This is a genomic window from Acaryochloris sp. IP29b_bin.137, from assembly GCF_028285745.1.
GTDB lineage: Bacteria > Cyanobacteriota > Cyanobacteriia > Thermosynechococcales > Thermosynechococcaceae > Acaryochloris.
Genome location: NZ_JANQOP010000002.1, coordinates 1 through 8,293, shown reverse-complemented (window position 1 = coordinate 8,293; position 8,293 = coordinate 1). Strand labels below are relative to the sequence as shown.

At 46.6% G+C, this 8,293-nt stretch carries 6 protein-coding genes and 3 pseudogenes; 5 read left to right on the top strand and 4 right to left on the bottom strand.

Annotated elements, in window-relative coordinates:
- The coding region (locus tag Q0991_RS00060; protein WP_299484458.1) for a magnesium chelatase subunit H at nucleotides 1-3,067 on the top strand (3,067 nt) is incomplete at its 5' end.
- A 197-nt stretch (nucleotides 3,068-3,264) separates the two neighbouring features.
- Nucleotides 3,265-4,454: pseudogene (locus tag Q0991_RS00055) on the top strand (IS4 family transposase).
- A 164-nt stretch (nucleotides 4,455-4,618) separates the two neighbouring features.
- Here Q0991_RS00055 and Q0991_RS00050 read toward each other — a convergent pair.
- Both Q0991_RS00050 and Q0991_RS00045 read right to left on the bottom strand, forming a co-directional pair.
- Complete coding sequence (locus tag Q0991_RS00050) at nucleotides 4,619-5,743, bottom strand: AIPR family protein (protein ID WP_299484457.1); 1,125 nt, start codon at nucleotides 5,741-5,743, stop codon at nucleotides 4,619-4,621.
- 251 nt (nucleotides 5,744-5,994) lie between these two features.
- Entirely contained in the window at nucleotides 5,995-6,315 is a 321-nt protein-coding gene (locus Q0991_RS00045) for a hypothetical protein (RefSeq protein ID WP_299484456.1), read from the bottom strand.
- A gap of 238 nt (nucleotides 6,316-6,553) precedes the next feature.
- Here Q0991_RS00045 and Q0991_RS00040 point away from each other — a divergent pair, with 238 nt between their 5' ends.
- Nucleotides 6,554-7,129 (top strand): Uma2 family endonuclease, encoded by a 576-nt coding sequence (locus Q0991_RS00040; RefSeq protein WP_299484455.1) that lies wholly within the window; start codon nucleotides 6,554-6,556, stop codon nucleotides 7,127-7,129.
- An 88-nt stretch (nucleotides 7,130-7,217) separates the two neighbouring features.
- On the opposite strand, the pseudogene Q0991_RS25010 reads toward Q0991_RS00040, so the two are convergent.
- Nucleotides 7,218-7,328: pseudogene (locus tag Q0991_RS25010) on the bottom strand (PIN domain-containing protein); the annotation flags it as partial.
- 87 nt (nucleotides 7,329-7,415) lie between these two features.
- On the opposite strand from Q0991_RS25010, the gene Q0991_RS00035 reads away from it, so the two are divergent.
- Nucleotides 7,416-7,670, top strand: coding sequence for a type II toxin-antitoxin system ParD family antitoxin (locus Q0991_RS00035; protein ID WP_299484454.1), 255 nt, complete (start codon nucleotides 7,416-7,418; stop codon nucleotides 7,668-7,670).
- On the top strand, nucleotides 7,667-7,954 hold the full coding sequence (locus Q0991_RS00030; protein WP_299484453.1) for a type II toxin-antitoxin system RelE/ParE family toxin: 288 nt from the start codon (nucleotides 7,667-7,669) through the stop codon (nucleotides 7,952-7,954). The genes Q0991_RS00035 and Q0991_RS00030 overlap by 4 nt, the downstream gene beginning before the upstream one ends.
- Here the strand turns inward: Q0991_RS00030 and Q0991_RS00025 are convergent.
- Nucleotides 7,946-8,293, bottom strand: a pseudogene (locus Q0991_RS00025) (transposase); the annotation flags it as partial. The gene Q0991_RS00030 and the pseudogene Q0991_RS00025 sit on opposite strands and share 9 nt — an antisense overlap.

Genomic DNA, 8,293 nt, shown 5'->3' with positions numbered 1-8,293 from the left:
TGCTAGTGGCTTGGACTTTTCTAAGCCCGTTGAAGAATTTTTCTATGAAACCCCTGGTGGAGACAAAGCCTTAGTCGATGCCGTTGTTTCTCTAACTGGATTTGCCCTAGTGGGTGGTCCTGCCCGCCAAGATCATCCCAAGGCGGTGGAATCGCTAAAGAAGCTGAATCGACCTTATATGGTGGCCTTGCCTCTGGTTTTCCAAACCACGGAAGAGTGGGAAGAAAGTGATTTGGGATTGCACCCGATTCAAGCCGCTCTGCAAATTGCCATTCCTGAGTTGGATGGGGCGATTGAGCCGATTATTTTGTCGGGTCGAGATGGTGTTACTGGACGTGCGATCGCACTCCAAGACCGGATCGAAATGGTGGCCCAGCGAGCCATGAAGTGGGCCTCTCTCCGACGCAAGACCAAGGTCGAGAAAAAGCTGGCGATTACTGTCTTTAGCTTCCCCCCCGATAAAGGAAATGTGGGCACAGCCGCCTACCTGGATGTATTTGGATCCATCTATAAAGTGATGGAATCCTTGAAAAAGGATGGCTACACCATCGAGGACATGCCCGAAGATGCAGAAGCCTTGATGCTGGAGATTCTCCACGATGCCCAGGCCCAGTACAATAGCCCAGAACTCAATATTGCCCACCGGATGTCGGTGCAGGAATACGAATCTCTAACACCCTACTCCAAACGATTAGAAGAATCCTGGGGTCCCCCTCCTGGCAACCTCAACAGCGATGGCCAGAACCTACTGGTCTTTGGTAAAACCTATGGCAACCTATTTATTGGGGTGCAGCCCACCTTTGGTTACGAAGGCGACCCCATGCGGCTGCTATTCTCTCGCTCCGCCAGTCCCCACCATGGCTTTGCCGCCTACTATAGCTATCTCGAAAAGATCTTCAAAGCGGACGCTGTCCTTCACTTCGGCACCCACGGTTCCCTAGAGTTTATGCCCGGCAAGCAGATCGGCATGTCCAACGATTGCTATCCCGATACGCTGATTGGTAGCATTCCCAACCTCTATTACTACGCCGCCAATAACCCCTCCGAGGCCACGATTGCCAAGCGGCGCAGCTATGCCAACACCATTAGCTACCTGACACCACCCGCTGAAAACGCAGGTCTTTATAAAGGTCTAAAGGAGCTGAGTGAACTGATTGGTTCTTATCAGACCCTGAAAGAAAGCGGTCGGGGCGTTCCCATCGTCGATACGATTATGGACAAGGCCCGGTTGGTGAACTTGGATCAGGATATCGAACTGCCTGAGCAAGATGCCAAAGATATGACTCAAGAAGAGCGCGACACTATTGTCGGTCGCGTCTATATCAAGCTGATGGAAATTGAGTCTCGCCTCTTACCCTGCGGTTTGCATGTGATTGGTAAGCCCCCCACGGCAGAGGAAGCCATTGCCACCCTTGTCAATATCGCTAGTCTCGATCGGGGTGAAGATAATATTTTGGGTCTACCCCGCCTGATTGCCAACAGCATCAACCGCGATCTGGATGAGATCTTCCGCAATAGCGATCGCGGTGTCCTCGAAGATGTGGATCTTTTAAATACCATTAATGAAACCACCCGAGCTGCCGTTGCCGCCATTGTCCATACTCAGATTGATGAAGAAGGCCGAGTTTCCAAGGTTTCACCCTTAAATTTGTTCAACTTTGGCCGCCAGGAAGAGCCCTGGGTGAAGGCACTCAATGAAGCAGGTTTCCCAGATGTGGATCAAGAAGCCTTAAAACCCTTAGTGGAATATCTAGAGTTCTGCCTGAATCAGGTGGTTGCTGATAATGAACTGGGTGCTTTACTCCAAGCCCTGGAAGGCGAATATGTGCTTCCGGGACCCGGTGGTGACCCCATTCGCAACCCAGATGTACTACCCACTGGCAAAAATATCCATGCCCTTGACCCTCAGTCTATTCCGACAGAAGCAGCCGTTCAATCCGCCAAAATCGTGGTCGATCGACTCTTAGATCGTCAGAAGCAAGAGAATAATGGTGAATGGCCAGAGTCCATTGCTTTGGTGTTGTGGGGAACGGACAATATCAAAACCTACGGTGAGTCTTTGGCTCAGGTGATGTGGTTTGTGGGTGTGAAACCCCTACCAGATTCCTTAGGTCGGGTGAATAAGTTAGAACTGATTCCTTTAGAAGAACTGGGTCGACCCCGCGTTGATGTGGTGGTGAACTGTTCTGGTGTGTTCCGCGATCTGTTTATCAATCAGATGGCTCTGTTAGACCAAGCGGTAAAAATGGCAGCCGAAGCGGATGAGCCGCTAGAGATGAACTTTGTCCGCAAGCATGCGCTGAAGCAAGCCGAAGATATGGGTATTAACCTACGGCAGGCTGCTACCCGCATCTTCTCCAATGCGTCCGGTTCTTACGCCGCCAACGTCAACTTGGCGGTAGAAAACAGCACCTGGGATGAGGAAGCTGAACTACAGGAGATGTACCTCAAGCGCAAATCTTTTGCCTTCTCTGCGGATTCTCCTGGTGATATGGAACAGTCCCGAGAAATTTTGGAAGCCTCTCTCAAAACTGTAGATGCCACCTTCCAAAACCTTGACTCCTCTGAGATTAGCCTCACGGATGTCAGCCACTATTTCGACTCCGATCCAACCAAGGTGGTCTCCAGTTTGCGGGATGACAAGAAAAAGCCGAATGCCTATGTTGCCGATACCACAACGGCCAATGCTCAGGTGCGCACCCTCTCAGAAACCGTTCGTCTGGATGCCCGCACCAAACTCCTCAACCCTAAGTGGTATGAGGGAATGCTTAGCCACGGCTATGAAGGGGTGCGGGAGCTGTCTAAGCGCTTAGTCAATACGATGGGTTGGTCAGCCACAGCAGGTGCGGTAGACAACTGGGTATATGAGGATGTCAACACCACTTTCATCGAAGATGAAGAGATGCGGAATCGCCTCAAAAATCTGAATCCTCACTCTTTCCGCAAGGTTGTCAGTACTCTGCTAGAAGTGAATGGCCGGGGTTATTGGGAAACCAGTGAAGAGAATCTACAAATGCTCCGTGATCTCTACCAAGAAGTTGAAGACAAAATTGAAGGGGTCGAGTAAGTTCTACTGTGATTGAGTTTTGAGTGACGCCCTGCCGATTGGTGGGGCATTGCTTTTTAATACGTCATTTTACAAATAGAGATACAGAATTTTTTCTTTGGGGATGACAAGGTGATTCAAATCTAGCGTCAGCAGTAGATAGGGCAGTGTGATTTCAAAGAAAATAGGGTGGCCAAAACGACTACCCTATCCAAAATATGTTGCCAGTATGCTACCAGAAAGTACTCCGTGTTCACCTGAGCGAAAGCCAATATTTGACCTTGCAATTGTTGATACTGCTCTTGCAAAGTCATCGCCAAATCCAACTGGCTCGTCTAGCCAGTATGTTTCCTCAACCGATTCATTACAGCAGTCGCATCCGCAACTTGCAGCGGTTCTTAGTCCTACCTCAGTTGAGCGTGCGTCTGTTGTGGTTTCCCATTCTCAAGCACTGGCTTTCAGAAGAATTTAAGATAGGCCATCGCAATCGAGCCTATCGCCGTGCCCGCCTCAAACGCACCGTTGATGGCTATGTGGTTATGGCCGTTGACCGCACCCAATGGAAGGGGCGTAATCTAATGATGGTGACGGTAGTATGGGGTAACCATGCCTTGCCTGTGTACTGGGAACCCTTGCCTAAATCAGGTAGTAGTAGTCTCAAACAGCAACTCCGTTTGTTGAAAACGGCTCTAAAACTCTTCAAACCCTATCCAGTTGTGGTACTAGCAGACCGAGAATTCCACAGTCCTAAACTGGCTTTGTGGTTGAGCCAACGACAGGTTGAGTTTGTGCTGCGACAAAAGAAGAGTGCTTATGTTCAACTCCAGGGTGAAGTGGACTATCAACCCCTCAAAGAGAAAGGATTTGCCCCAGGCCAGAAAGGTTTCCTTCGCGATATTGGGGAAAGCGAGACCAGTTGGGACCGTTTAACCTCGCGTTTTACTGGAAACGACAGTATCGAGGCAAAGGGGGAAAAGATCCTTGGTTTATCATGACAAGTCTGCCAACCCTGGAGCAGGCTCTCTCGCTTTACGCTTGCCGATGGGGAATGGAGATGATGTTCAAAGACTGCAAGAGTGGGGGATATAATCTCGAACGAACGACAGTAAATGATGCACGTTTTCTCGCTTTGGTACTGGTGATGGCGATGGCCTATTGTTTGGCAACTCTTGCTGGAGATGGATTGAGGAAATTGAAAGTCAACCACTATGTCACTCGGCTGAATGAGCACGCTCGACAGCGACCTCGACACAGTGAGTTTGGTACTGCATTGTATGGACACTTATGGTGTTGTGGCATGGAGGTCTGGACGCAATTAGCCATTGAATTGATGCAACTGAAACCCCATAAACGACTCAATTATCAACGAGGCATGAAGGCGCTATCACTCATTCAGACTACGTTGTAAAAGCCTTGTCATCCCCAAAGGAATTTTTTATTTGCTTGTTCGACAAGCAAAGCTTTGGCTGTTAGGAGAACTAAATGAGTTGGTTAGCAACGATAAATTGAGGGATAGGACTGTTCTGAAAGTGTTGTTTGCGTAGCCACCCCAAACTGTACTTGTCAAAAACTCTATTGAGTCTGTCGAGTACTATTAACTTCAACCTTGAAGCGATGCATTACATCTTGGCTTTTCGTTTTATTCTTAAACAGGCTTCCAAGATAGTTATCTGAATAATGCTCTTCAATAATGGAGTACAAAAGATTAAAGCTTGCTAATGTTGTTGTCTCCAGAACTCCCTTAATGTCATGTATGACTTTCTCCATAGAAATCTGTTCTTCACTGAGCCGAGAAAAAACAGCATGTATACACAGACGGTTACCCTGCATAGCAAGTAATCTTTTCCTACCCTGCTCACCTTGACGTATTGGTTCAAGAATTGACTCGATTACCCGAGTAATCTGAACTAAGCGCCAGAGGCGAGGTCCAGTAAGGCCATCATTAAATAATGATTTGTATGGTGCTGTTTCAATATCTGCCCACAATCTACCAACAGCACCTTTTGCATCAACAGCAAAAGAGGGATCGGAGTGTTTACATGCTAATGCTACTGTGGCCTCTGTTAAATCAAATCCTTTATCACGCGAGCTAGGGGTTTCGCCTGATTTATAAACATACTCAATTCCATCAATCAGCAGCTCTGAACGAATCCGTTCCTGATTGGGGTCGAGAGCAACAAAATCTCTTGACTCAATCCTATTTTGAGTATTGGTATATCGTGTAACTTCTTTATCAAAATCAGGCGGGCACTCATCCAAAGAAATTAATCGAATAGTCACACGTGCTTTCCTGGCTTGCTCTAGATTTTTGACAATTGCTGCTGAAATTGCTCCAACAGTTTGGGCACCATTGACAATAGTGAGGTCTTTACATTCAAAAATACCTGTATCTCTAGATTGACCACCCAATATTTTCTTCTCAATAGATCGGCATATAGCAGTAATACCATTGTTAAAATACCAAAGATTCTCTGGTCTTTGGGTTAGTGTATCAACCATATTTTGGTTAACATCAGTTGCACCAAGGAAAACGCGGAAATTAGGGGCAAATAATCTATGATGATGCTGATTTCGCCATGAGGCTATATCCTCTGCTGAAATCTGGCCATAATAACCTCGATAAGGTTCGCGGATTTGCCCCCACTCGAAAAGGGCAACCTCTAAGTTGATTGGTGTGCCATTTATTCCATCGGACACAATAGAGTGCAGTGTCGCTTAATTGAATACTTGTAACGAAACAATATCTACAGGATCATTTAATTCAGTTAATACATCTTGTATATCCCTGTTGACTTCAGATGAAAGGCTCTTTATCCCAGTATGTACAACAACTAAAACAATTCTATTTGATGCATCATTAAGAGCAGCTTCAATTTCGTCTTTGCGATCATATATCTTACAATTCTGAAATCTTTCCCATCGTGCGTTAATTAGATTATTGAACCCTTTCAAGAACTTTTGTATATCACCTTGGCTTTTCCTTCTTCATGCCATTTCGATTGCAATACATAAAGAGTATGGGTAGTCTGATCAAAGTAGATTGCATCGATACCATTATCATGAAACCCATCCGTGATTGATTCGGATGCTTCTTGTGGGTCAATATTGCATAAGTAAGCAATAGCTAACGCTGCTTGTCCACGGGAAACTTTAATAGTCTCTTCATCTTCCGTTGAGAGTTGTCTTCTTGAAATATCAGAAATATTTATATGTGGAACATACTTTTCTTGGATTGCTTTCCGAATTTGACGTACATGGATTGTGCTCATTTATTGCAAAAACAAAATAATTTTGGATAGTTATTGAACCAAGGTTCTATCTATTCTATTCAGTGCAATAGCTGATTGTGGGGCATAACATCAATATTGTGAAGATTTTAATTATGTGGCAAATAACGAGAACTGGTCTTAAACAGTCACACAAGTCCTGAAAGTAATTCTGTCATGGCCGTGTTCGTTGATATTGGTAGCCATAATGAAGTGTACTGAGCACACAGTTGGTGTCTAAATGACAACATGCATCATAAATCTTAAGCCAGCATTCGCCCTCACAACTGAACAATTCTGGCAGCTTTGCGTTGCTAACCCAGAACTCAGACTTGAGCATAGCACTGCCGGGGAACTAATTATCTGCCCCCTATTCGGTGGAATCACCAGCAACCGCAATGCCCACCTCATCTGTGAACTTTACAACTGGGCCGATTCAGATGCCACCGGAATTGCCTTTGGTTCATCCACCGGATTTACGCTACCCAATGGAGCAACTCGCGCCCCCAGTGCTGCTTGGCTCCGTCAAGAACGCTGGGACGCCTTAACCCCAGAACAACGAGAGCGATTCGTTCCGTTCTGCCCTGATTTTGTTGTGGAGCTGTTATCCAAGAGCGATGAACTGCAGACGACTCAAGCCAAGATGCAGGAATATATCGACAACGGGGCAAGATTGGGATGGTTGATCAACCGCGAGTCAAAACAGATCCAAATTTACCAGCCAAATCAGACCGATGAAATCTTAGATGCCCCTCAATCTATCTCTGCTGATCCAGTGCTAAAAGGTTTTAGGCTCAATCTTGGCTCTATTTGGTAACGTGACGGTTTTGGATTGCGGTACTACAGTTAGTCATCTTTCCTACAGCCTATACCTGTACCTTAGCGTAATCAGTATGTCATTCAACCTAAGAGTCAAGGCCAAAGGTCAGCACTGTTTGAATGCGTAGAAAGTCTTTATCTGTTGTGAGTAGCATGAGCTGATGCTGAAGCGCCACAGCCGCAATCCACAAATCATTCTCACTGCAAGGATGGTCGTAAACAACTGATTAGAATGGAACTACCTCCAGTTATCTGTCGGTTAGTTCTTTCCCTAAAGCCCTCTTATGAATGTTGATTTAAAGCCCGAACAAGAACAATTTGTTCAACAGCAGCTTGAGAAGGGTCGCTTCAGCACCGTTGATGAGCTGATTGGCACTGCTCTCTCCCTCCTTTCTGAACAAGAACAGCGGCTCGAAGCCCTCCGTCAACAAATCGCCGTTGGTACCGAGCAAATTCAGCAAGGCAAAGTCGTCGATGGCGAAGCTACCTTCGGCAGGCTCCAAGCCAAAATCAGCCAGATGTCTCACCCCGAGGTATGAACAGCTACTCCTTCTCAGAAAAAGCTGTTCAAGATCTAGACGACATCTGCGGCTACATTGCTCAGCAAAATCCCGCCGCAGCCAGCAAACTCTTCGATGCCATCCGCAGCAAATGTCGGCAAGTTGCCCAATACCCGAACATGGGTAAGCCCTACGATCGCTTATCCAGCCATCTGCGCGGCTTCAGCGTCGGCAACTACATCATCTTCTACTACCCTAGACCTGACGGTATTGATATTGCCCGTGTCCTCAGTGGCTACCGTGACTTGGAAGACCTATTCTAATTGGGGTTTGCTGAAAAAGTAAATTGAGCTAATTCCTGGCATCAAATAGTAGAGGCAACCCAATTGTGACAGCCAGGGCAATATCCATATCCTTTCACTGGCCCTAGAAAAGCCTCAAAGAAGCCCTGAATTCGCCTAATAGCATTCCAGTCACCGTAGAAGTACACCCAAAAGAACCATAAAAAGTGGCTCAGCCACCGCTCCAGATTCATGACCAAGAACGTGATAGCAATCGCACTAGCAGCCGTATCCGCTAACTTCGCCATCACCCGATTCAAGCCAAATCGTCGCTTGGCCTGCCCAAACTTGCCCTCAATTTGGCCCCTCACCTTTTCGTCC

What these genes read in the sequence shown, in the direction of transcription:
- Q0991_RS00045 (WP_299484456.1), bottom strand. Translation starts at nt 6,315, where the DNA reads ATGAGCACAATCCATGTACGTCAAATTCGGAAAGCAATCCAAGAAAAG.
- Q0991_RS00040 (WP_299484455.1), top strand. Translation starts at nt 6,554, where the DNA reads ATGACAACATGCATCATAAATCTTAAGCCAGCATTCGCCCTCACAACT.
- Q0991_RS00035 (WP_299484454.1), top strand. Translation starts at nt 7,416, where the DNA reads ATGAATGTTGATTTAAAGCCCGAACAAGAACAATTTGTTCAACAGCAG.
- Q0991_RS00030 (WP_299484453.1), top strand. Translation starts at nt 7,667, where the DNA reads ATGAACAGCTACTCCTTCTCAGAAAAAGCTGTTCAAGATCTAGACGAC.